At 45.4% G+C, this 24291-nt stretch carries 21 protein-coding genes; 12 read left to right on the top strand and 9 right to left on the bottom strand.

Features of this window, described 5'->3' with window-relative positions; translation table 11 throughout:
- Window positions 1-601: 601 nt before the first annotated feature.
- Window positions 602-3046: a phenylalanine--tRNA ligase subunit beta gene (gene pheT / locus F6J94_RS06430; RefSeq protein WP_293038220.1), complete on the top strand. Its 2445-nt coding sequence runs from the start codon at window positions 602-604 to the stop codon at window positions 3044-3046.
- A 40-nt stretch (window positions 3047-3086) separates the two neighbouring features.
- Here the strand turns inward: pheT and rsgA are convergent, their stop codons facing one another.
- The 5 genes from rsgA to grpE all read right to left on the bottom strand — a co-directional run bounded on the left by rsgA (window position 3087) and on the right by grpE (window position 8764).
- On the bottom strand, window positions 3087-4217 hold the full coding sequence (gene rsgA, locus F6J94_RS06425) for a small ribosomal subunit biogenesis GTPase RsgA (protein WP_293038217.1): 1131 nt from the start codon (window positions 4215-4217) through the stop codon (window positions 3087-3089).
- On the bottom strand, window positions 4210-4485 hold the full coding sequence (locus F6J94_RS06420) for a sulfurtransferase TusA family protein (protein ID WP_293026968.1): 276 nt from the start codon (window positions 4483-4485) through the stop codon (window positions 4210-4212). Before F6J94_RS06420 ends, rsgA begins: the two co-directional genes overlap by 8 nt.
- Window positions 4482-5606, bottom strand: coding sequence for a molecular chaperone DnaJ (gene dnaJ, locus F6J94_RS06415; protein WP_293026965.1), 1125 nt, complete (start codon window positions 5604-5606; stop codon window positions 4482-4484). Before dnaJ ends, F6J94_RS06420 begins: the two co-directional genes overlap by 4 nt.
- 198 nt (window positions 5607-5804) lie before the next feature.
- A complete protein-coding gene (gene dnaK, locus F6J94_RS06410; RefSeq protein WP_293026962.1) occupies window positions 5805-7817 on the bottom strand; it encodes a molecular chaperone DnaK in 2013 nt (670 codons plus the stop codon).
- A gap of 149 nt (window positions 7818-7966) precedes the next feature.
- The gene (gene grpE / locus F6J94_RS06405) at window positions 7967-8764 is read right to left on the bottom strand and encodes a nucleotide exchange factor GrpE (RefSeq protein WP_293038214.1); all 798 of its coding nucleotides are present in this window, start codon (window positions 8762-8764) and stop codon (window positions 7967-7969) included.
- Window positions 8765-9380: 616 nt separating this feature from the next.
- On the opposite strand from grpE, the gene F6J94_RS06400 reads away from it, so the two are divergent.
- The 5 genes from F6J94_RS06400 to F6J94_RS06380 all read left to right on the top strand — a co-directional run bounded on the left by F6J94_RS06400 (window position 9381) and on the right by F6J94_RS06380 (window position 15107).
- Window positions 9381-11387 (top strand): GspE/PulE family protein, encoded by a 2007-nt coding sequence (locus tag F6J94_RS06400; RefSeq protein ID WP_293038210.1) that lies wholly within the window; start codon window positions 9381-9383, stop codon window positions 11385-11387.
- A gap of 96 nt (window positions 11388-11483) precedes the next feature.
- Window positions 11484-12602 carry a type IV pilus twitching motility protein PilT gene (locus tag F6J94_RS06395; protein ID WP_293026952.1) on the top strand — a complete coding sequence of 373 codons (1119 nt, stop codon included), beginning with the start codon at window positions 11484-11486 and terminating at the stop codon, window positions 12600-12602.
- A 216-nt stretch (window positions 12603-12818) separates the two neighbouring features.
- Window positions 12819-14036: a type II secretion system F family protein gene (locus F6J94_RS06390; protein ID WP_293038206.1), complete on the top strand. Its 1218-nt coding sequence runs from the start codon at window positions 12819-12821 to the stop codon at window positions 14034-14036.
- 4 nt (window positions 14037-14040) lie between these two features.
- Complete coding sequence (locus tag F6J94_RS06385) at window positions 14041-14688, top strand: hypothetical protein (protein ID WP_293038203.1); 648 nt, start codon at window positions 14041-14043, stop codon at window positions 14686-14688.
- A 179-nt stretch (window positions 14689-14867) separates the two neighbouring features.
- Complete coding sequence (locus F6J94_RS06380) at window positions 14868-15107, top strand: hypothetical protein (protein WP_293038200.1); 240 nt, start codon at window positions 14868-14870, stop codon at window positions 15105-15107.
- Here the strand turns inward: F6J94_RS06380 and F6J94_RS06375 are convergent.
- Window positions 15085-16125 carry a saccharopine dehydrogenase-like oxidoreductase gene (locus tag F6J94_RS06375; RefSeq protein ID WP_293038197.1) on the bottom strand — a complete coding sequence of 347 codons (1041 nt, stop codon included), beginning with the start codon at window positions 16123-16125 and terminating at the stop codon, window positions 15085-15087. The genes F6J94_RS06380 and F6J94_RS06375 overlap by 23 nt on opposite strands.
- Window positions 16126-16672: 547 nt before the next feature.
- Between F6J94_RS06375 and F6J94_RS06370 the strand changes: the two genes are divergently transcribed.
- From F6J94_RS06370 to F6J94_RS06360, 3 genes are read left to right on the top strand one after another with little or no spacing between them, the layout of a single operon-like run.
- Window positions 16673-16882 carry a DUF2997 domain-containing protein gene (locus tag F6J94_RS06370; RefSeq protein ID WP_071108026.1) on the top strand — a complete coding sequence of 70 codons (210 nt, stop codon included), beginning with the start codon at window positions 16673-16675 and terminating at the stop codon, window positions 16880-16882.
- Between the two features lie 39 nt (window positions 16883-16921).
- Window positions 16922-17308 (top strand): DUF1257 domain-containing protein, encoded by a 387-nt coding sequence (locus F6J94_RS06365; RefSeq protein WP_293038194.1) that lies wholly within the window; start codon window positions 16922-16924, stop codon window positions 17306-17308.
- Window positions 17308-17754 carry a ferredoxin gene (locus tag F6J94_RS06360; RefSeq protein WP_293038191.1) on the top strand — a complete coding sequence of 149 codons (447 nt, stop codon included), beginning with the start codon at window positions 17308-17310 and terminating at the stop codon, window positions 17752-17754. The genes F6J94_RS06365 and F6J94_RS06360 overlap by 1 nt, the downstream gene beginning before the upstream one ends.
- A gap of 81 nt (window positions 17755-17835) precedes the next feature.
- Here F6J94_RS06360 and F6J94_RS06355 read toward each other — a convergent pair whose 3' ends face one another.
- Together F6J94_RS06355 and F6J94_RS06350 are read right to left on the bottom strand one after the other, a co-directional pair.
- Window positions 17836-18045, bottom strand: coding sequence for a hypothetical protein (locus tag F6J94_RS06355; protein WP_293038188.1), 210 nt, complete (start codon window positions 18043-18045; stop codon window positions 17836-17838).
- A gap of 98 nt (window positions 18046-18143) precedes the next feature.
- The gene (locus tag F6J94_RS06350) at window positions 18144-22184 is read right to left on the bottom strand and encodes a HEAT repeat domain-containing protein (protein WP_293038185.1); all 4041 of its coding nucleotides are present in this window, start codon (window positions 22182-22184) and stop codon (window positions 18144-18146) included.
- 125 nt (window positions 22185-22309) lie between these two features.
- On the opposite strand from F6J94_RS06350, the gene F6J94_RS06345 reads away from it, so the two are divergent.
- Together F6J94_RS06345 and F6J94_RS06340 are read left to right on the top strand one after the other, a co-directional pair.
- Window positions 22310-22441 (top strand): hypothetical protein, encoded by a 132-nt coding sequence (locus tag F6J94_RS06345; RefSeq protein WP_293038182.1) that lies wholly within the window; start codon window positions 22310-22312, stop codon window positions 22439-22441.
- A 261-nt stretch (window positions 22442-22702) separates the two neighbouring features.
- The gene (locus tag F6J94_RS06340) at window positions 22703-22960 is read left to right on the top strand and encodes a hypothetical protein (protein ID WP_293038179.1); all 258 of its coding nucleotides are present in this window, start codon (window positions 22703-22705) and stop codon (window positions 22958-22960) included.
- Between the two features lie 158 nt (window positions 22961-23118).
- On the opposite strand, the gene F6J94_RS06335 is transcribed toward F6J94_RS06340, so the two are convergent.
- Window positions 23119-23265: a hypothetical protein gene (locus F6J94_RS06335; RefSeq protein WP_293038176.1), complete on the bottom strand. Its 147-nt coding sequence runs from the start codon at window positions 23263-23265 to the stop codon at window positions 23119-23121.
- 307 nt (window positions 23266-23572) lie between these two features.
- Between F6J94_RS06335 and F6J94_RS06330 the strand changes: the two genes are divergently transcribed.
- On the top strand, window positions 23573-23992 hold the full coding sequence (locus F6J94_RS06330; RefSeq protein WP_293038173.1) for a helix-turn-helix domain-containing protein: 420 nt from the start codon (window positions 23573-23575) through the stop codon (window positions 23990-23992).
- Window positions 23993-24291 lie beyond the last annotated feature (299 nt).

The following is a 24291-nucleotide window of genomic DNA, read 5'->3' as shown; positions in this document are numbered from 1 at the left end:
CCTGAGCAGGAAAGATGATTTATAGTCTTTTACTTTTCTTTATTTTATGCAAAATGCCTCTTACTACCCCCTTAGTTAGACAACTATTCCGGTGAAACCTGATCCTCAACCAGGATACCTTATTTTTTGTATCCACCTAAGGGTACAAAGGACAATTTTGAGTTAAGTAAAGGGTGATTAAAGTAAAACGTATATGAAGCTACCTATATTTTAGAGCGTTTATTTAGCATTGACCATAGATAGTGTACTTTTGTCAAGCGTTAAGGGGTTAGACCCATCACAATAGAAAAATGTTTTCGTGGAAGGTAAGCTATCAGCTATCAGCTATCAGCTATCAGCTATCAGCTATCAGCTATCAGCTATCAGCTATCAGCTTATGCGCACGCTACTTGAGGTGCCATTGGTCTTTGGCCACGCTAAGCGAACAGCTTTTGAATAAAATAAGCACCTCAAGCAGCGTGAGCCTAAAGCTCACGGCTGACCGCTGACTGCTGAACGCGCACGCGTGCGCGTAGCGCATATGCTTACGGTGGAAGTAACGGGCAACTTGCACCTTATTTATTACCTTATATTAGAGTTCAGCAAAAAAATTTAGGAGTCCATGCGTATATCGTTAAACTGGCTGCGAGAACTAGTAGAAGTAACTCTGAAACCAGAAGAGCTAGCTCAAACCCTAACTATGGCTGGGTTTGAGGTAGAAGATATTGAAGACCAGGGAAACCTGGCCGATGGCGTGGTGATTGGCAAGGTTCTGGAGGTAGAGCCTCACCCTAATGCAAATAAGCTTCGGGTCTGTCAAGTGGATATTGGTGGCAGTGACCCATTGAATATTGTTTGTGGTGCGTCCAATGTCCGACCAGACATTTACGTGCCGGTCGCCACCATCGGAACCTACCTACCAACTATTGATTTGAAAATTCGCGCCTCAAAACTGCGCGGTGTTCGCTCAGAAGGGATGATTTGTTCCCTAGCAGAAGTGGGCTTGGCCAAGGAATCCGCTGGCATTCATATTTTCGAGGCAGAAACTATACCCCTAGGCAGTGATGCTCGTCCTTTACTGGGGTTAACCGATACCATTCTTGATGTTACCTCTACAGCTAATCGGGCGGATGCTCTAAGTATGGTGGGCGTGGCCAGAGAAGTAGTGGCCTTAACTGGGGCATCATTAACCTTGCCAGAAACTGTTGAGGTGTCTATTCCAAAAAAATCCGATGCCTTGACCTTGAAAGTATCTGAACCCAAAGCTTGTCCCGCCTATATTGGCACTGTGATTGAAGGGGTTAAGATTGCTCCTTCTCCGGATTGGTTACAACAGCGCTTGGAAGCCGCTGGAGTACGACCGATTAATAATGTAGTGGATGTCACTAATTACATTCTCTTGGAATGGGGTCAGCCTCTCCATGCCTTTGACCGGGAACGCTTGCAAGCTGTTGCTGGGGTCGAAAACCTGACCATTGGTGTCCGCTTTGCTAAGAGTGGAGAATCCCTGACTACTCTTGATAGTCAAACCCGTTCCCTGGAACCACAAGCGTTACTGATCACAGCTAACGACCAACCCGTTGCGATGGCTGGGGTTATGGGTGGGGAAGCCACAGAAGTCAACGACAACACCCAAAGTATTGTTTTGGAAGCAGCACTGTTTGATCCAGTGACTGTTCGTCGTTCTTCCCGCAGTCAAAGCATACGGACAGAATCATCTACCCGTTATGAGCGTGGTGTCAATAAAGCAGAATTGGATATTGCTTGTAAAAGAGCGATCGCATTAATTACTGAGTTAGCTGCTGGTACCCCCACCACCCAGAGTATTGCTGACCAGCGCCCTGACCCCTCTACTTGGGCACGTTCCATTGAGTTACGTCTTGACCGTGTCAATCAGATTTTAGGGCCAGTTCATCAGGGAGAGGAGCTTGGGGAAATCCTGCCAGAAGATGTGGAAAGAATCCTGACTGCCCTCGGATGTCAACTACAACCGATAGCATCCCAGGATTCTGCCCAATGGAAAGTGACTGTACCCCCCTACCGCTACCGGGATTTAGAGCGGGAAATTGATTTAATTGAGGAAATTGCCCGTCTCTACGGCTATGACAACTTCTGTGATAGCTTACCAGACAAAACTGAACCAGGTTATCTCTCTGCTGAGGAATTTTTAAAGCGAAAACTGCGATCGCAATTCCGTGCAGTTGGGTTGACTGAATTAGTCCAGTATTCCTTGGTAAAGCCAGAGGAACAGACCCAAATTCGTCTCGATAATCCCCTGTTTACAGAATACTCATCCCTACGCACGGATTTACTATCAGGGCTTATTGATGCCTGTCAGTACAATATCGAGCAAGGCAATGGTGTACTCAACGGTTTTGAAATTGGTCGGATCTTCTGGCGAGCAGAAGAGGGTTTCGCAGAAGCTGATGCTATTGCCGGGATTTTAGGGGGAAATATCACCCAAGGTAACTGGGTCACGGGAGGGCGTTCCGAACCCATGACCTGGTATGAGGCTAAGGGAGTACTAGAGAGAGTGTTTTCCCGTTGCGGTCTGACAGTAGAATACCAACCAGACCACAGCGATCCCCGTCTTCACCCAGGACGCACTGCATCCTTGTGGTTGCAAGGTGAGAAATTAGGAAAATTTGGGCAGTTGCACCCCCAGCTACGCTCAGAAAGAGGTTTTCCCGATCAGGTTTATGTATTTGATTTGGACTTGGATCTAATTCTAGAAGCTCTTGATCGCGATGAAATTCTTACTCCCCGGTTCCAAGTCTATTCCACCTACCCAGCCATTGACCGGGATATTGCGTTCTTTGCCCCACTACAAGTCTCTGTGGCAGAAATCGAACGTTCAACCCGGAAAGCTGCGGGGAATTTGTTGGAGTCAGTGCAATTGTTTGATGAATATAAAGGAGAGTCTGTTCCTGAGGCACAGAGAAGTTTGGCATTTCGGCTAATCTACCGTGCTAGCGATCGCACTCTTACTGATGCAGAAGTCGAGCCAGTGCATCAGAAAGTGCGAGAAGCCCTAGAGGAAAAATTTGGGGTTAGCCTTAGAAGTTAAACGGAGAAGTTAAACGGTTGAAGGATGAAGTATTCATACTTCATCCTTCATTAATATCGTCTAACAGTTCATCTAGGGTCTGGTGCTGAGTACGGCGGGAGCGACGGCGGTATTTTTTTGTTTCTAGCTTGGGTTCGTATTGACGCCGACCAGAAGCTTTAATTTTTAACTTCATAGTGGATTCTATATCAGCTTTTTGGTTCAAAGCCTCTTGTCGTGCAATCACTTCTGCTAAAAAATCCAGATAATGCTGGTACCGTTCCCAGTCTCCTCGCACAGCACAGTTTGGCTCATTCCGATGTAGGCAATTACTGAATTGACAGCGGTGTTGGGCTAAACGCTCTCTTGCTTCTGGAAAGTAATGGATTAAATCCTCCGGAGTACAAGTCAAGTCAGGCTGATTGAATCCGGGGGTATCTGCCAAAAAACCACCTCTAGGCAACTCAAATAATTCCACGTGCCTAGTGGTGTGGCGTCCTCGACCCAGTTTACCAGTCACTTCTGCCACCCGCACCCTTGTTGCTGGAATCAGATAATTAATTAGACTGGATTTACCGACACCGGAAAGACCAGCCATAACGCTAATTGTCTGACTCAACAGGTCAGTCAGTTGTGCTAAACAAGTACCATTATGAACACTGATCAAGACTGGCTGATAACCCCATGCTTCCAGACGCTGTTGCCAATGCTGCTGTTGCTGTTGTGTTACTAAATCACGTTTATTCAGACACAAACATACCTTGAAACCAGTAGATTCTGCCTTAACCAAAAACCGACTCAGCTGATAAGCATCCAGGGTCGGTTCTTCCAGAGCAAAAACCACCAGAATTTGCTGAGCATTGGCGATTGGTGGGCGGTCGAGCTGGGTTGTGCGGGGTAGCACTTCGGCAATCACCCCTCGTCCACCAGCCCAGTCAGGTTCATCTACTACAACCCTGTCTCCCACCATCACCTGCTGGCCAATTTTTTTTAACCGGGCTCTACGGGTACATAAGAGCTTTGAAGGTTGTAGGTTATTTGCTTGAAGGTTATCTTCACAACCTACAACCTCCAACTTGTCAACCTTCAACTGATCTAAACGCACCTGATAGAAATTTGCCTGAACCGCCAGCACGGTACCCAGCCAAGGGGTTGACAAGTTTGATGAATTAGTGTATTCTAATTCAATCATGAAGATGCTGGTGTGGACGACGCACCTTCAGAGCAAAATAGCGATCGCGTTCTTCAACGCCCTCTATGGGGTAACCCTCCATAGTCAGACTATCAGGAACCTGTTCTATTGGTTCTCCCGGGTCGAGCCACACTTCTAATAGGGCACCTGGAGCCATTTTCTCCAGATAGAGTTTAGTGCGAACAAAGTTAATCGGGCAAGGGGTGCCGCGCAGATCCAGCTGATCATCAGGTAATGAACTCATCGCGGAAGATGCTAGTTCACTCATGAGCCAAACAACCCTCCCAAGAATCCTTCTATACCACCTTTGCCAGTGCGCTCTCCCTTAATATTCGCTAGCTTCTCTAGCAATTCCCTTTCGTCAGCGGTAATTCGAGTGGGGATATCTACCAAAATGGTGATTAGGTGATCGCCCCGACTGACTGGGTTGCCCAATTTGGGGACACCGTGATTGTCTAAAGTTAATACCGTATGGGGCTGGGTACCGGGTGGAATAGTTAATTCCTGTGGACCGTCCACTGTCTCTGCTTCGATAAGACAGCCTAATATGGCTTGTAAATAGCTAATTTTCATTTCAGACAGAATGTTAATACCATCCCGCTGAAACTTGCTGTCTTCGTTTACAAATAGATAAACGTATAGGTCTCCTGGTGGACCAGCACGTAATCCAGCATCTCCTTCTTTAGAAACCCGTAGCCTGGTACCATTATCCACTCCTGCTGGAATGGTGATTTTCAGCTTTTTGGTTTCTTGTTTACGACCAGCACCACCACAGGCTTCACACTTATCCTCAATGATTTGCCCTTCACCGTTACACGTAGGACAGACTGAGACTTGGGTGAAACTACCAAAGGGGGTACGAGTAGCACGCCGTACTTGACCTGTACCGTTACAGGTTGGGCAAGTGCGGGGTCGAGTTCCTGGCTTTGCCCCTGTGCCGTTACAGACTTTACAGGTTTCTAGGTGAGGAATTCGGATTTCCTTTTCACCACCGAATATAGCTTCCTTGAAAGCCAGCTTCAAGTCTAGTCGGAGGTCGTCACCACGCACCGGACCACTACGCCGACGACCAGTTTGCTGACCCATACCACCAGCAAAGCCGCTGAAGAAGCTTTCAAAAATATCAGCAAAGCCCATATCCCCAAAATCTGAGTAGCCTGCTCCCGCAGCTGAGGAAACACCAGCTTCCCCAAAACGGTCATATCTTGCTCGAGTTTCTGGTTCTGATAGGACTTCGTAAGCCCGGTTAATTTCCTTAAAGCGCTCTTCAGCTCCTGGTTCTTTGTTAACATCTGGGTGGTACTTCCGTGCCAAGCGACGGTAAGCACGTTTAATTTCATCTTTGTCGGCATCACGAGAGACACCAAGCAGATCATAATAGTCAGCCATAGAGCGCTGATCGGTATTCCATTTACATAGTAGGGGCTATTGTTATTCCTCAGGTTATTGCGACAAAAGCACCATGAGCGCATTTCAGCATTACCTGCATCCTATATCATTGTCTATCAAAAAAATCAGCTGATTGCCACCTGCTTATATGACCATAATGTCAAGGTCGGCTTGAGCTAGTCAAAGCAGCGAGTGAAATTATCTATCTTTTAGGGAGCTGTTGCCGTAATCAACTGCTTCGTAGTCAACATCCACCTCTAAGGTCTCATCCTCAAAATCAACCACAAATTCTCCTAGAGCATCCGGTGCTATTTGGGTGGAGTCGTTGGAATTTGACTCTTGAGCTGTTTCGTCAGAGGTAATAAATTCCGGGTCTGACCCAAGGCTAGCACTGGCGTAAATTATACCCCCAATTTCCAAGACAGTTTTCTGCAAAGTTTCAATAGCTTCTTTCACCTCCTCGACCTCAATTGAGGGGTTTGTCATTATGGTATCTAGGTGCTGCTTTTGTTGATCTGCTTGCTCCTTGAGTCCTTGAGCCTGAAGGTTAGTGCTAATCAATTCCCCATGGTCTTTGATGGTAGATTCATAGTTATATAGTAAGCCATCGGCTTGGTTTTTGAGTTGGATCAATTCCATGCGACGGCGGTCTTGGTCAGCATAGTCTTCTGCCTCACGGCGCATCCGTTCCACCTCCGCTGGACTTAATCCCCCCGTATTGGTAATCACAATACTTTGCTCTTTCCCAGTTCCTCGATCAGTGGCAGCGACTTTAAGAATGCCGTTGACATCGATTTCAAAGGTGACTTCAATTTGAGGTACACCACGGGGAGCTGGGGGAATACCAGTCAGCAGGAATTTTCCCAGGCTTTTGTTATCTCTAGCCATTGCCCGCTCCCCCTGCAATACATGGATTTCTACGGAGGTTTGTCCATCGGTAGCGGTGGAGAATACCTGGGACTTACTGGTAGGGATAGTAGTATTGCGCTCGATAATTTTGGTGAACACTTCCCCTAAGGTTTCTATACCCAGGGACAGGGGAGTAACATCCAGTAGCAGGACATCTTCGACTTCCCCGCCCAAAACACCAGCCTGAATTGCTGCTCCCAATGCCACAGCTTCATCGGGGTTAACCGAACGATCGGTAGCCTTACCATTAAAAAACCTTTTAATAGCATCCTGCACCGCCGGGATACGGGTCGAACCCCCTACCAGCAAAATCCGGTCAATCTCCTCTGGCTTGAGGTCACTATCTTTGAGCGCCTGCTTTACCGGTTCTATAGTTGCGTTAATCATGTCCCTGGATAGTTCTTCAAACTTAGCCCGGGACAACTCCATCTCTAAGTGTTTTGGTCCTGTTTCATCAGCAGTAATGAACGGCAAGTTGATGGGGGTGGCTACCATGCTAGACAGTTCAATTTTTGCCTTTTCCGCTGCCTCTCGCAAACGCTGAAGAGCCATTTTGTCTTGGGTGAGATTGATGCCCTCTTTGGCTTTAAAGTTTTCCACCATCCAGCGGACAATCACATTATCGAAGTCATCTCCCCCCAAATGATTGTTACCAGAGGTTGCCTTTACTTCAAAGACCCCATTCCCCAGTTGCAGAACTGAGACATCAAAGGTACCACCCCCCAAGTCAAACACCAAGATCAGCTGGTCTTGATCCAGCTTATCTAAGCCATAGGCAAGAGCAGCAGCAGTCGGTTCGTTTATAATGCGCAACACTTCCAAGCCAGCAATGGTACCCCCATCCTTGGTGGCTTGTCGTTGAGCATCGGTAAAGTAGGCAGGAACTGTGATCACGGCTTGAGTTACTGGTTCCCCAAGAAAGGTTTCAGCATCAGCCTTGAGCTTTTGTAAGATCATGGCCGAGATTTCCTGAGGGGTGTAATCTCGACGCCGAATCTTGACATCTACGGTCTCATCACGACCCTTAACACAGGTATAGGGGACACGGGAACGCTCTGTAGCGGTTTCATCCCAACGACGTCCGATAAAGCGCTTGATACTGTAGACACTGTTTTCCGCATTGGTCACTGCTTGACGCTTGGCCAGTTGACCCACTAGGTGCTCCCCTGATTTGCCAAATCCGACAATACTCGGTGTGGTTCGCCCACCTTCCGAGCTCGAAATGACTATGGGTTTACCTCCTTCTAAGACAGCAACACAACTATTGGTTGTGCCTAGGTCGATGCCAATAACTTTTCCCATAGGGTTGCGGGTTAAAGGTTATGTTAAGTTATTTTACTTTGATTTTTTGTTGAGTTGGTCAAAATAATAGAACTTCCCTTGGTGCTAAGTCCCTTTTGGTAGGATGATCTCAGACTGACACCAAAGGAAGCTTAACCAATCAATGGCAGCTAATTTTCTGGCTCAGCAGACTTCTGAGCTTCCGAGGTTTCCTGTGGTTCTACCGCAGCAGCTACTTTCACCATAGCGTGACGTAGCACCCGCTCCCCAAGGAAATAACCCCGCATTAGCTGTTCTATCACCACTCCTTCTGGATATTCATCCGTTGGTTCTCGCATAACCGCTTCGTGGAGATTGGGGTCAAACTCTTTCCCTTCTGGTCGCATCGCAGCAACCCCAAGGCGCTTGAGACTGTCTACCAGCTGTTTATAAACACCTTGATAGCTTTTGTGAATCGACATTTCCCCATCATTTTGAGGCTTAATTTGGGTACGCGCCCGTTCAAAATTATCTACTACTGACAATAACTCCGTGATGGTGTTTCCTTTAACTTGATGTTCCAAGTCTTCTTTTTCTTTAGCTGACCGTTTGCGGAAGTTCTCAAAATCTGCCGCAATCCGGATGTATTGAGATTTAAAGGAGTCACATTGCTGAGTTCGCTCTTCTAGTTGAGCTTTCAGAGCCTCATTTTCCTGCTTGATGGTTTCTAGAATTTTGGAATCGTCCTCGGTAGGGGATTCATCGGTTGTTGCTGCTTGAGCTACCTCGGTCTGGGCTTCTTGGTCGTTGGGCCCTGACTCAGATGCTTCAGCAGCAGGGGATTCAGTTGGTTGTGCGGCTGTTGGGTTGACCTCTGAGTCAGAGGCTACGGCTACCGCTTCCGCCTGAAGATTATCTTCGAGTACCGTGGTGGACTCTTCATTTGTCTGCTGCGAAGTGTTATCTGACTGTTTTGCTTCGTCAATCATGCTCCACTCATCCCAATTCAATAGACTGCTAGTTTATCTATAATTTCTTACTAGCCAACCAATTTTCCAGCAAATTTTGTAAACTAACCTAGTTAAGTCTAACGACTATACCATGGGTTTATAAGCTCATTGAGAGTTGTTGCGACCTCAGACTACTTACCTCAACTGTCTGGTCTTCCAAGCCCTCCGTCAGCAAAAATGCTGGTCAAGGACAGGGTCGCCGATCAGATCCTTATGGCCTGTACCCTTACTTGCCCACCGACTGTGGTTTTTCCACGGACTGTCCTTGATGGCGCTACTTCCGTTGCCTGGTCTTGTTGCATACTTTTGCTGGTCTTGTTGCATAGTTGAATGTTGTGGCTAAATCAGTCATTAATCAAAATCTAGCATCTGAGATTGTGAACCACCTTGATGGATTAGGGGTTGATAATAATTATACAGCGAATGAGTTGGCTGAGTTTTTATGATGTATAATGTGATATTTAGCTACGACAAATTATCCGAGTCCGTCAATCTAACTAAAACGTAAAAATAAGGGAGTGGCTGCCACTCCTATGTTATTTAACATAAGGCTTTTGGGAATACTGTGTAAAGTAAGGAGACTTCCTATTCCGTCATGACTTACTCCTCATCTCAACGACGCGCCCTAGTAGTCCGTAACGATTTTTCTCCCTTTGGCAATAAACTGATTCAGGCTGGTTACGTTAATGCTGACCAGATGCAGGAAGCTTGGCTGGAAACTCGCAAGTCCGGAAGACCCCTGACGGAAGTCATCGAAGCAATGACCGGACGTCAGTTACCACCGGACTTGATCCGCCAATACAAGAAACAGCAGTTGTTTGAACTGAAAGTTCTGTTTGGTGTTGAGTCTCTAGATCCCGAAATTAGTGATATTTCTACTCAGCAAGTCGGTGGCTTGATCGAAACCCTGATTCCTATTGATATTTGCCGTCGCTATCACCTGCTCCCGATATCTAAGCATGAAACTGAGCCGCCATCGGTTTTGGTGGCAATGGTTTCTCCTGATGATCTAGAAGCCCAGGATGATTTGAATCGGATTCTACGACCTCAGGGAATCAAGTTGCAACGGATGGTAATCACTAAAGAAGACTATCAGCAAATCATTAGTCAGTATCTTGACGATCAGTTGGCACGGCAAAAGCAATTAGATCAACAAAAATCCGTAGATGTAAAGGAGGATTTAGAGAATTTAGGCTCATTTGAGAGTTTACAGGATGCCCCAGAGGAAGCGGAAGCAGACCTAGATTCTTCTTTGAATGAGGCCGGGGGAGCTCCAATCATCAACCTGGTTAACAAAATCCTGGCTAAGGCTTTACAAGAAGGGGTTTCTGACATTCACATTGAACCCCAAGAGGATCAGTTGCGGGTGCGCTATCGCAAAGATGGTGTACTGCGTCAAGCCTTTGATGCCTTACCACAGCGAATACATACAGCGGTGGCGGCTCGTTTCAAAATCATGGCAGATCTCGACATTGCGGAAAGACGCTTACCCCAAGACGGTAAAATTCGGCGTATGTTCCAGGGGCGGAAAGTTGACTTTCGGGTCAATACCTTGCCCAGTCGTTATGGGGAAAAGGTGGTTCTGCGGATCCTAGATAACGAATCCACCCAGTTGGGGTTGGATAAGTTGATCACAGACCCAGACACCTTAGAATTGGTGAGGGAAATGGCTAAGCGTCCCTTTGGATTAATCTTGGTGACGGGTCCGACGGGATCGGGGAAATCAACAACCTTGTATTCAATACTGGCAGAACGTAATGACCCTGGCGTGAATATCAGTACTGCAGAAGACCCGATTGAGTATTCCTTACCTGGGATTACCCAAGTGCAAGTTATCCGGGAAAAAGGCATGAATTTTGCCTCAATTCTACGAGCCTTTCTGCGCCAAGACCCGGACGTGATTCTGGTGGGTGAGACCCGAGACAAAGAAACAGCTAAAACCGCGATTGAAGCAGCTTTGACTGGTCACTTAGTATTGACTACTCTACACACTAATGATGCGGCTGGTGCGATCGCTCGTTTAGATGAAATGGGTGTTGAACCCTTCATGGTTTCTGGTGCCTTGCTGGGAGTGTTAGCTCAACGATTGATGCGGCGTGTTTGTTCCAATTGCCGCATTTCTTACCAACCAAGTTCTGCGGAACTAGCGCGCTATGGTTTATCATCCTCTAGAGAAGGGGGGATTACCATCTATCGCGCCAATACCCTGACACCGGAGCAAATTGCTGAAGCTAGGGCACAAGGTACACTCTGTAAAACCTGTAATGGTATTGGTTACAAAGGACGGGTTGGTGTTTATGAAGTTATGCGCATCTCTGAAAACCTCCAAGCCTTAATCAACGAAGGTGCCCCCACGGAGGAGATTAAGGAAGCTGCTGTAGAGGAAGGGATGATCACCATATTAGCCTATAGCTTGAATTTGGTAAAGGAAGGTTACACCACCTTTGAAGAAGTGGAACGAGTAACCTTTACTGATTCCGGCTTAGAGGCAGAACTCAAAGCTAAGCGCAAGAGTTCTCTAACCTGTGTCACTTGCTCAGCTCAATTACAGCCGGAGTGGCTAGACTGTCCTTACTGTATGACACCGCGTTTTCAAAATTAATTTAGTTATTAGTATATTGTTTGAACAATTGGCTATTTTATTTTGACTAATGACTAATCACTAACGACTACTGAGGTTTTTAAGGGAGACAACATTATGGAACTGATGATTGAAGACTTGATGGAGCAGATGATTGAGATGGGGGGGTCAGATATGCACATCCAAGCGGGTGCGCCAGTCTACTTCCGCGTCAGTGGTAAACTCCAACCCATTGATGACCAAGCCCTGAACCCTCAAGCCTGTCAGCGATTGATTTTCAGTATGCTTAACAATTCACAGCGTAAGGAATTGGAGCAAAACTGGGAACTTGATTGTTCCTATGGTGTCAAGGGGTTGGCTCGTTTCCGTGTCAATGTTTACAAAGAACGGGGTTGCTATGCGGCTTGCTTGAGGGCTTTGTCTTCCAAGATTCCTAACTTTGAAAAATTGGGTTTACCGGATGTGGTGCGGTCGATGAGTGAACGACCAAGGGGAATGGTATTGGTCACCGGACCCACGGGTTCTGGGAAAACCACTACCCTAGCAGCCATGATTGACTTAATTAACCGCACTCGGGCAGAACATATTCTGACAGTGGAAGACCCGATAGAATATGTGTTTCCTAACATCAAGAGCTTGATTCACCAACGTCAAAAAGGTGAAGATACCAAGAGCTTTGCCAATGCCTTGAAGGGGGCACTGCGGGAAGACCCGGATGTGATTTTGGTGGGTGAAATGCGGGATATGGAAACAATTGCTCTTGCTATTTCCGCAGCTGAAACCGGTCACTTGGTATTTGCAACGCTACACACTAACTCAGCTGCTCAAACTGTAGACAGGATCATTGATGTGTTCCCATCTGGACAGCAAGCTCAAATCCGAGCTCAGCTGTCTAACTCTTTGATTGCAGTATTTAGTCAATGTCTAGTACCGAAGAAAAATCCTAAACCTGGTGAGTTTGGTAGGACTATGGCTCAGGAAATCATGGTAGTGACACCAGCTATTTCTAACCTGATCCGGGAAGGAAAAACTTCTCAAGTTTATTCTGCTATCCAAACCGGTATGAAATTGGGAATGCAGACCCTGGAACAAGCTTTAGCGAATCAGGTTAAATCTGGCTTGATCTCTTTGGAAGTAGCACTTAGTAAAAGTTCTAAACCCGATGAATTGCAACGTATCCTTGCTGGTTCTGGAGGGATGAATGCTAAGGGCGTTAGAGCGAAGGCGACTCGCTAGTCGTAAGCTATCAGCTATCAGCTATCAGCTATCAGCTTTGATGGGCTTTTCCCAAGACTTTCAATTCTCTAAAATCTCTTAATATTAAATTATCCCTTTCGAGGTTTATCTTAAGCTGACGGCTGACAGCTGATAGCTAACGGCTTATCGCTAGTCTAGAGGAAGCAACTACTCTTATCATAAAACTTGCGATTAGACTTAATCTAGAAAAAAGCCATGCCTACTTTTATTGCTCAAGTTCGGGACAAATCAGGCAAATCCAAAAAACAAAAAATTGAAGCTGCTACTCCTGAACAAGCCCGCAGCATCCTAGAAAATCGGTATTCTGCTGTTGGCAGCGTCAAGAAAAGCTTAGATGTTAGCTTTAGCCTGTCTGACCTTTCCGAAAAATTTACCAATGTCACGATCAAAGACAAAGCGGTCTTTTCTCGTCAGTTTGCCGCTATGGTTAATGCTGGTGTGGCTATCGTCCGCTGTCTTGGGGTATTAGGGGAACAGTGTTCTAATCCTAAGCTGAAAAAGGCTTTGATGAACATCAGTGGCGAGGTCCAACAAGGAACTAATCTATCGGATGCTATGCGTAAGCATCCAGATTGTTTTGATACTCTTTACGTGAGTATGGTTCAGGCTGGGGAGGTTGGGGGTGTGCTTGATGAAGTGCTCAACCGATTAGCTAAGCTGCTAGAAGATATGAATCGGCTGCAAAACCAAATCAAATCAGCTATGGCTTACCCTAGTGTGGTAGGTTTCTTAGCCCTACTGGTTTTTCTGGCAATGACGATGTTTCTGATCCCAATCTTTGCTGGGATATTTCAAGATTTAGGAACGGAATTGCCAGCTTTAACTAAGTTTATGCTATGGTTGAGCGGCATCCTTAGAAGTTGGAAAGTATTGATTCCCATTGCTGTTGTAATTGTATTAGTTACAGCTTTTAAGTATTACTATAAAACCCCAATGGGTAAGTTGCAAATTGATGCTTTGCAGTTGAAAATTCCCCTGTTTGGTGAGTTGAATGAAAAAGGCTCTGTAGCTCGCTTTTGCCGAGTGTTTGGCTCCTTAACTCGTTCGGGAGTACCGATCCTGAATTCTTTAGATATTGTAAGAGATACAGCGGGTAACCAGGTAATTGCTAATGCTATTGACTCAGCTAAGTATGAGATTCAACAGGGTGGGATGATTAGCCTGGCCTTACAACGAGAAAACGTTTTTCCTCCTTTAGCAATTCAAATGATTAGTATTGGGGAAGAGACGGGGGAGTTGGATTCTATGGTGATGAAAGTTGCTGACTTCTATGAAGATGAAGTCGAGCAAGCGGTTAAAGCACTAACTAGTATCTTGGAACCAATTATGATTGTAGTTTTGGGAGGCATGGTTGGTGTGATATTGGTATCTATGTATTTACCAATGTTTAAAGTGTTTGACACTCTGGGCTAATTCGATGCCTGTTCAGAAATCTGATTACGAAGCTTGGCTAGCAGAGTATAGTAACCATGATGGTGCGATCGCACTCCTGAAATCCTATCGACCTTACCTGGAAATGATTCCTAGTATGCGCCGACCTTACGAGAGTGTGATCACCATTCCCTTGCCAGTAGTGAGAATTCGTCACTCGCCATCCTCCTTAGGGCATAAAAGTGTTAGCCATGGCACTGTTACCGAAGCGGTAGGTTTGCCCTGTGATCTAGCTATGGTAATGTGTGATCCGGAATGGAAAGTCAAGATGGAGATAGAGATTCTCCTATTCATCCATCGTCCCCATGAAGACTTTTCTGACTTGCTCAGTCGCTGGCGTCAGACCCAAGTTTTACTGGACAAAGACTATGAATGGCTAATGCCTCCTGGCTATCAACACATTCTCAGTGATGGCGTAAACCGTATCTATCCCCTCTTTGTGGTTTTCCCAGAGACACCCCAACGGATTCAGCGAGGCTTACTAGGGGCTAGTTTACCATTTGTGGTACAAACGACCGATACCATTAGTCTGGAACAGGATGAAAAATCCAGCTTAGTTGAAAAGGGTGAGGAGATGGGGAGATGGGGAGATGGGGAAATGGGGAAATGGGGAGATAGGGAGATGGGGAGATAGGGAGATGGGGAGATAGGGAGTGTGGGAGATAGGGAGTGTGGGGAGATTTTGATTAAGGGTAATTATCAGGAAATTATTTTAGTATAGCGTTTTTCTCAGCTATAAACAGAAGAGGGCTCGCCCAAAGGTGGTGCGTTACGGGGCGGACTATCCCAACCCGGGCGTTGAGGCGGAAAATCATGGGCTTTCCGCCCCTAACGCACCCTACGCACTATAAACAGAAGAGGGGTCGCCCAAAGGTGGTGCGTTACGGGGCGGACTATCCCAACCCGGGCGTTGAGGCGGAAAATCATAGGAAGTCCGCCCCTAACGCACCCTACGCACTATTCCCGATTCCCGATTCCCGATTCCCTACTCCCTACTCCCTACTCCCTACTCCCTACTCCCTAAAACCGACTATTTCACAAACTGCGGCATGACTTCAGCAGCAGTCAATAGACCATAAATACCCTTGTGATGTAGGGAAACTCCAGCTTTTAGATAGCCAAAGGCGGGACCACAGACATTAGCCGCCATGCTGGTTTCATCACCAAGGGTAAAGGTGTGAGTGGAAATCTTACCCTCAAAGGTGCGACCTGTGATTTGGACATTGGTACTGAGGGGTTTTTTAGGATTGCGGGTATCCACGACACCACCCACAGAAACGCGATCGCGTGAGCAAATCCCTGCTAGTTCCAGCATCACATCATCAGCATGTTCCATATTCTCTAGGCTGATGATGCCTTGGGTTTGATCTAATAACGCTTCGACTTCAGCATCACTCATGGCTTTGGCTCGTTCTACATCATAACCGGGAAGGTGAGCAATATCTTCTCGAATGGTGGCTCGATAGGCTTCCCAGTTAGCAATCCCTACCCCAAAGGTAATGTTGACACTGTGAATCTCGGCATAGCTTTGAGATGCGATCGCAGCAGCAGCGGTCAATAGTCCTGGAGTAGCACCGCAGCCAGTCATATAGGTAATTCCAGCGGCTTGCAATTCATCTTGCAGTTGCAACAGTTGCTCTACAGCACTAGTGCGCTTGAGAGCATCTACTAACACTCCCTGCCAACCCGATTGAATAAATTGCTGAACCACCGATGCCATAAAGGTATTCGGTAAATTTGGCAGTGCTAAGAAATATCCATCTACTGTCGCGTTTTGGATTAAGTCTTCGATACTGTTGCTACTTAAAGTGCCACCTGGTTCTACATAACCCAATGAACCTTGGGATTGGTAGGTCTGGATACAACGGTCAGGATTTAAGCCAGCTGGGTCATAAACATAACCTTTGCGGTCAGCTGCTGCTACCCAAAGCATTTCTCCCTTAGGAGCTAAAACTCTGGTAGCGGCTTGACCTAATCCCCCAAAGCCTAAAACCCCTACTCTGATTCGCTCTAATCCATTGGGATTAGAGGTTTTGGGGTTATTTATACCTCTGACTTGCGTTTCACTCATAACTTATAGACTGTTTAGCCGAACTTTAATAATTCATACTTCATACTTCATACTTTGCCCAGTACCCTCAATTCTCTATATTTTGTTAATCTCAGCCGTCAGCCGTCAGCCGTCAGCCGTCAGCCGTCAGCCGTCAGCCCTCAGCCCTCAGCCTTTAGCTGAAAACTGAAAGCTGATAGCTGATAGCTGATAGCTGATACCTGATAGCTGAAAGCTGAAAGCTGAAAGCTGAGAGCTGAGAGCTGATAGCTGATAGCTGATAGCTGATAGCTTACTTGTTAATAAACCATTTTTGGGTTACACCACCCCTTGACTATTCCCTAAAGTTACGAGAAACTTACAAAATATTAAAGTAGACACTCGATTTACTATAAACTTATGTTAATGTTGTTTGCGCCATGATCTAAATTATTATCATTTGATTAATGACCAGCTATAGCACTGGTCAGTGATCAGTGATATCAATCCGGGATTAGATACTCCTGGACTGGTGCAACAACCGGTGCCACAACCTCTAAATAGGCATAAACGGAGCACTAAGGCGACTATGGAAACATTAGAGTTTGTAATTTATCCAGATGGTCGAGTCCAGGAAAAAGTCACTGGGATCATCGGAGCATCTTGCGCAGAGGTAACAGCTGCTATTGAAGCTCAGCTAGGACGAGTCGTATCTGTTGAGAAAACATCAGATTACTTCGACCAAAAGCTTGAACTGTCGGCAACAGCGACAACTCAAGCTACGGTTAGCCATTGGTAAATTTGTGTTCCAGTTAGTAAATTAGTTTAATTACCAAACATGTCTCATTTCAGCACTATCAAAACCCAAATCCGTAACCGTTCATCCCTAGAAACTGCTTTAAATGACTTAGGGATTGATTGGCAATCTGGTCCTAGCCCTGTGCGCGGTTATCAAGGCCAAACTCGCACTGCTGAAGTAGTGATTGAGCAAGAGAATGACTACGACATCGGTTTTAGTTGGAATGGTAACGCCTACGAACTTGTTGCTGATTTTCAGTATTGGCAACAGCCTTGGTCTGTAGATGGTTTCCTACAACGGGTAACCCAGCGTTACGCTTACAACACAGTAATGAAGGAAACTGCTAAGCAAGGTTTTGAGGTTGCTGAGCAACAAGATAATAAAGATGGTTCAATTCGTTTAGTGGTACAACGCTGGAGCGCGTAATGTCTGAGTTCTCACCGACGCCAGAGCGTTCGGGTTTAGAACCAGAGTTAGGGGGTGTCTTTCGAGATGCTCCAGAGCGGTCTGGTTTTGAGCCAGAGCTAGGGGGTATTCTGCGACAAAAAGGTGTTTACGTTGATGAAATTACCTGCATTGGCTGTAAACACTGCGCCCACGTCGCTCGCAATACGTTTTATATGGAAGCCGACCACGGTAGATCCCGGGTTTTTCGGCAAGATGGCGACCCAGAAGACGTGATACAAGAAGCGATAGACACTTGTCCAGTAGATTGTATCCACTGGGTTGATTACACTAAGCTTAAAAATCTAGAAGACGAGCGACAATATCAGGTAATTCCTAGAGCAGGATTGCCTATTGAACCAAGTGTTGTGGCTGCCAAAATTAAGGAGAGGAAGCTGGCAAGGAAGCGTAGGAAAAAACGTACCTAGGCTGAATGCGATCGCGTAGCGTGACCAAAGGTCAATCGCTAATATTAATTAATCCTCGATGGCTTAGAGCCGTTGGGGGTTTTATGTCGTGTTATCGCAATGGTTGGATGTTAGGGAGTAGGGAGTAGGGAGTAGGGAGTAGGGAGTAGGGAATCGGGAATCGGGAATCGGGAATTGGGAATCGGGAATCGGGAATTGGGAAATGCGATCGCGTCCTTCAAAACTAATTCCATGAGTAGGATGATTAGCAATGCGATCGCATCCAACAACAACGATACTGTAAAACTGCAAATTTTTTTAATGTAGCATAACCATATCTTAATTTATAAGAAAATCAAAAATGCTTTAGATCTCTTTCCTACTACTCCCTACTCCCTACTCCCTATTCCCTATTCTTCGCCTACGACCAAATCCCACAGCACATCAATACCTCTGCCCACATAGTCTGAATCCTGGTGTTGTTCAATCCATTCAATCACAGTAGGAAGAATATGATTGGATGTTTTGCCCAATTTAACCAAGGCTATGACTGCCCTGTGATGCACATTAGACTCGGAATTCCCAAGCATTGCTAGTAGAGCGTTGACTACGGTGTCTGAGCTGTTGCCCAATTTATCCAAGGCATCAGCTGCCTCCCTACGCACATTAGAGTTATTATCCTTTAGTAGTTCTAGTAGAGGCTTCACTACGGTGTCTGAGCTGTTGCCCAATTTACCCAAGACATTAGCTGCCTCCCTACGCACATTAGAGTTATTATCCTTTAGTAGTTCTAGTAGAGGCTTCACTACGGTGTCTGAGCTGTTGCCCAATTTACCCAAGACATTAGCTGCCTCCCTACGCACATTAGAGTTATTATCCTTTAGTAGTTCTAGTAGAGCGTTGACTACGGTGTCTGAGCTGTTGCCCAATTTACCCAAGACATTAGCTGCCTCCCTACGCACATTAGAGTGATTATGCTTTAGTAGTTCTAGTAGAGGCTTGACTACGGTGTCTGAGCTGTTGCCCAATTTACCCAAGACATTAGCTGCCTCCCTACGCACATTAGAGTTATTATCCTTTAGTAGTTCTAGTAGAGGCTTGACTACGGTGTCTGAGCTGTTGCCCAATTTACCCAAGACATCAGCTGCACTACTACGCACATCAGAGCGATGATCCTTAAGCAGTGCTAGTAGGCCGTTGACTACGGTTTCTGAGCCCTTGCCCAATTCAACCAAGGCATCAGCTGCACTACTACGCACATTAGAGTGATTATGCTTAAGCAGTGCTAGGAGGCCGTTGACTACGGTGTCTGAGCTGTTGCCCAATTTACCCAAGGCATCAGCTGCCCTACTACGCACATTAGAGCGATCATCCTTAAGCAGTGCTAGGAGGCCGTTGACTACGGTGTCTGAGCTGTTGCCCAATTTACCCAAGGCATCAGCTGCCCTACTACGCACATTAGAGCGATCATCCTTAAGCAGTGCTAGGAGGTGGTTGACTACGGTGTCTGAGCTGTTGCCCAATTTACCCAAGGCATCAGCTGCCCTACTACGCACATTAGAGCGATCATCCTTAAGCAGTGCTAGGAGGCCGTTGACTACGGTGTCTGAGCTGTTGCCCAATTTACCCAAGACATCAGCTGCACTACTACGCACATCAGAGCGATCATCCTTAAGCAGTGCTAGGAAGCCGTTGACTACGGTTTCTGAGCCCTTGCCCAATTCAACCAAGGCATCAGCTGCCCTACTACGCACAAAAGAGTGATTATCCTCAAGCAGTGCTAGTAGGCGGTTGACTACGGTGTCTGAGCTGTTGCCCAATTTAACCAAGGCATCAGCTGCCTCCCTACGCACATTAGAGTCATTATCCTGAAGCAGTGCTAGGAGGCCGTTGACTACGGTTTCTGAGCCCTTGCCCAATTTAACCAAGGCATCAGCTGCCCTCCAACGCACAAAAGAGTCATTATCCTGAAGCAGTGCTAGGAGGCCGTTGACTACGGTTTCTGAGCCCTTGCCCAATTTAACCAAGGCATCAGCTGCCCTCCAACGCACAAAAGAGTCATTATCCTGAAGCAGTGCTAGGAGGCCGTTGACTACGGTGTCTGAGCTGTTGCCCAATTCACCCAAGGCATTGACTGCACTACTACGCACATCAGAGTCATTATCCTTTAGTCGTTCTAGGCATATTTCAATTACCTGATCTTTTTCCCCTAACTCAGCTCGATACTTTAGCAATCGCCACTCACCAATTAAATCCGTTCGCGTAGCGTGACCTACGGTCAATCGCTGTTTCAACAATTCCAATACCTGTGCTTGAAAATCCGTTTCAGACAAACTGCAAATTATTTGATAAACCTGCTTGCGAATATTATTACCAACCCGATCATCACTACTCACCTCCAACTTAACTAACCGCTCTAAAATCTTTTGCACTAACTCAGGATCAGCACCACGCAAATTATTTGGATCTTCCGCCAAACACTTACCAGCTAACAACAAATCCCGGTGCAACCACTGCTCATAGTCACTATTATTATTCAAAACTGCCCGAATTGCCATCGCCGCATTTTTGGGTTTTTGTTGTGCTATTAGCAATAGTAACACCTCGCGCCAGTGGTAGTCATGCAAATGCTCCCGAATCGGAGCTAAAACAATCTTAGAATCTCTATCATTATCCGCCTGATAGTCAATCTCTTGAGCACACAAATATTCCTGAAAGGTTTTATGGACAAACCCATAACAATCTTGCCCTTGCTCATTCAACAAACCGGTGCGCTCCCGAATCAATTCTACAAATCGTTTTGCCTCTTGCTCGGCCTGATGAAGCTTCACCTCCTTCATGGTTTTAATCTGCTGCTTCAACTGATCAATCAAATCATCTTTGTCAATTAAAGTACCACTGTCGTTATCTTCAACATTTCCCTGGGTATGAATGCAATAACCCAAAGATTCCATCAACCGGCGTAAATCATCCAAACCCAAATAGGTCAACCATTTATCTCTACTTAACTCTTTATTAGCATCCCAAGAGGTTAACAAGGTTTCCACTGCCTTGTCATAAAGCTTATGGCGCTCCTTGGGCAATACTGCTTGATACCGATGAATTAACGCAATAATTGTCAACAATAACGGATTCCGTGCCAACAAGGTAATCCGGTCATTATCATTCAGCGCCTTTCGTAAACTTTGCTTGCGCCTTTCGGCTTCTGCTTGGTCTTTAAACCGACTATTATACCAGTTCTCAATAAAAGCCGAAATCTTATGGTCATCAAAGGGTTCAATTTGATAGTGGGGAAAGTCCTTAGTGCGGAAAAAGTCCCGTCGATAACCAGCGGGGCGAGAGGTAATAATCGCCCGATTTCTGTTAAACTGTCCTAAAAAATTATTGATGCGCCTGACCACATCATTCCGTTTAGCGTCTTCTGTTACTTCATCCAAACCATCCAGCAATATCAACGCCCTACCATCAGACAACCAATGGTCAAAAAATCCCACTGGTATGGTGTTGACGGCCATGGTTTTTTCAGCAAACATCCAGGCATAGTCGATCAGGCTTTTATCTGGATGTCTCACCAAGTCTCGTATCCTAATTAAAATCGGTAGCCAGTCCGTATCACCATCTAATCCCAAAACCTCAGCTTTGCTCTGAGCTAACATTACGGCAAAATAACTCATCAACGTGGTTTTACCAGAGCCTGGCGCACCTAATATCACTACTCGTCTTGACTGATTTTGACTCAACAATTGATCAGCCAAAAATTTCCTAGGAGTTGTCTTTTCCAACAGCGCCCTTTCTGGTTTTTCACCACTTGCCTCTGCTAACCGATCCAATGCCAAATCCCTAGGATTTGACACGTCTTCCACCACATCTGGCATTACAAAAATATGGGCTAATTTATCATATTTTTCTACTTCTTGACCAGCCACAGCAATACCAGCAAATTTAACATCATCAAAATACTTGGCTAACTGTTGACAATAATCCTTTTTAGCTGCATAATACTTAGTATAAATAGGAGTCTGCTGAACATAAGCATTAATAAAATTTTCAAGCCAAGGCTTAATACGCTTTTGATTTAGTTTAATTTTCTTGGTTTTAGCTTGGTGTTGAAATGCTGTGATTAAAATATCCAGCTCAGGCTGACCTTGATTTATAAACGGTTTATTTAATTCTTCCAAAACATCCGAATTACTAAAATAGTATAACAAAAAATTATTAGATCCATTCCAGCCATACGGGGGAGCTTGAAAAAATAAGCGATCTTGAATATCGAGTTGTTTTTCCCATTCATTAACTGCGTCTTTTCCCGCTTTGATAGCTTCTTTTATCTTGGGTTTAGTCAGGTTTTGATGTATCATTTTACCTCTTTCTTCCGCTAAACCACCTAAGAAAGATGACACGATTTTTGGGATTTCCAAACTAGCCAAAAGTGACAATAATAGTTTAAACATCGATATCTAATTATTTTATTCAATTATTTTAATTGTAGTTCTGGCTTCAGGGAATTGATAATTCTCTAAAAGCTATATATTTTGTTACATGATTTTGATAAATGTTAGAGGAAGCAATAGTAGCTATGAGCTACTGGGGTAAAGCACTTCCTTTAATTTTTAATTCCGATAAAAATACGAGGATCAGGAAATATCCCCTACGCGATCGCTTTGAAATATACCCGACCAAAAAATTTGTCATAGTAGCGATGCTCTAAGCTGCTACGCGATTAAGCGATTATGTGATCGCACTCCTCAATTATAATACCTCACCCCTAATTTATCATCCGGAAAAAACGCGATCGCTAAAAAATATACCCTTAAAAAAACGCACTTAGTACAAACTTAAGCTCAAAAAATAATAAATAATCTATTTTTTTTATTAATATCTTCGGATTAAAAAAAAGAAAATTTACTTGACAAAATAAATAATTATTTATTAACATAAAAATGTCCCAAAAACAACAGTACAAAAAATTATGGACATCGAAAACTTTCTCCCAAATTTTGAGTATAATCCCAACAATCCTAATCTCCCTGAATTATTTAGCCAACCCCAGCCAGGACGGGAGCAAATCAAACATATATTGATCGGTTCTCCCAAAACCGTGCGGGTCACAATCTATAATCTTTATGGCCGTGGCTACGCCCAAGTTCAGGAATGGAGCGCTCCTCAACCGATCGGAAATTCTGGTGAGGTTATCAGTATATTGATTCGACATCTGTTGGTAGATTAAGATAGCAAGTTGCCAGGGATTCCAATCCCTGGCCACAAGTCAAAACTCAGGAGAAAGTACGACGTCTGAAGTATAAGACCTAAGTTTGTATGTTGTTGATTTGCTGAACACATAGTCAAGGATCCTAGGGCTCTTGACTATTACAAAAAATAATTCGGTCAAGCATTGGAATTAACCAGAACTTGACCGAATTTTTTTTGTTGAGGGAACAGGGAATCGGAACCCACCCCTAACCCCTCCCAGGAGGGGAACGGGAATCGGGAATCGGGAATCGGGAATCGGGCAGTAACGCACCACTGGGTCAAGCAGCTTTAATGACATGCACTCACATCACCCACAGCACCCATAGTGATAATGCAATAGTTTTTCTAACTTCCCACGCTAACCACTCATATCACCCCTGGTATTAATGCAATAGTTTTTCTATCCGACCACCCTCATAACCCTCATTGCCCTTACAACCCCTGACGTTAATGCAATAGTTTTTCTGGCTGACCACCCTCATAACCCTTATAACACTCATGATGCTTTCGATACTTCTCACCCACCCCTTGCATCTTCTAAAAAATCGTGTTACGATAACAATATCGTTAAAGCAATGGTTTTACCACCATGATGATTTCTACCGCACAAGCCGCTAAATTACTAGGTATCTCTGCCACTCGCGTCCGTTTCCTTTTGAGCAAAGGCAGAGTCAAAGGAGCTTATAAGGTCGGTAGAACTTGGGTAATTCCCTTATTTGATGGCATGCCAGTAGTTACCCCTGGCACTCGCGGACCGAAGCGGAATTGGTCAAAGCGTACAAATTACACGAAGGCGGTCATCCACGTTAATCAGAAAGTGATTCGCCAAAATCACAACACCGGCGAACGCAATCCGGTGATTACGGTCAAACGAGGCTCTAAAAATACTTACGGTCATACTGTCGAAGTCAATGGCCCTTGTCGGGTGATGTATCGCCCAGATGATCCCCTACATTGTGGAGCACGGGTATGGATTGAGACGATTTCTGATTTTAAGGTCATCGCCTAAGCGGTCAGCCGTCAGCCGTCAGCCGTCAGTGGTCAGGTTCATGTAGGGTGGGCAGTGCAGCAGAAGACAGATAATTAAGCTTGCAAACCACGTTGCACTGCCCACCCTACGATTAATAGACCTCTTGCTGATAACTGATAGCTGATAGTTCATGTAGGGTGGGCAGTGCAGCAGAAGACAGATAATTAAGCTTGCAAACCACGTTGCACTGCCCACCCTACGATTATTAATAGACCTCTATGCGCTGATAGCTGATAGCTGATAGCTGATGGCTGATGGCTGATAGCTGATAAACTTGA

Origin of the sequence: Moorena sp. SIO1F2 (genome assembly GCF_010672755.1) — a bacterium.
GTDB lineage: Bacteria > Cyanobacteriota > Cyanobacteriia > Cyanobacteriales > Coleofasciculaceae > Moorena.
This window is presented reverse-complemented; position numbering and strand designations above follow the sequence as displayed.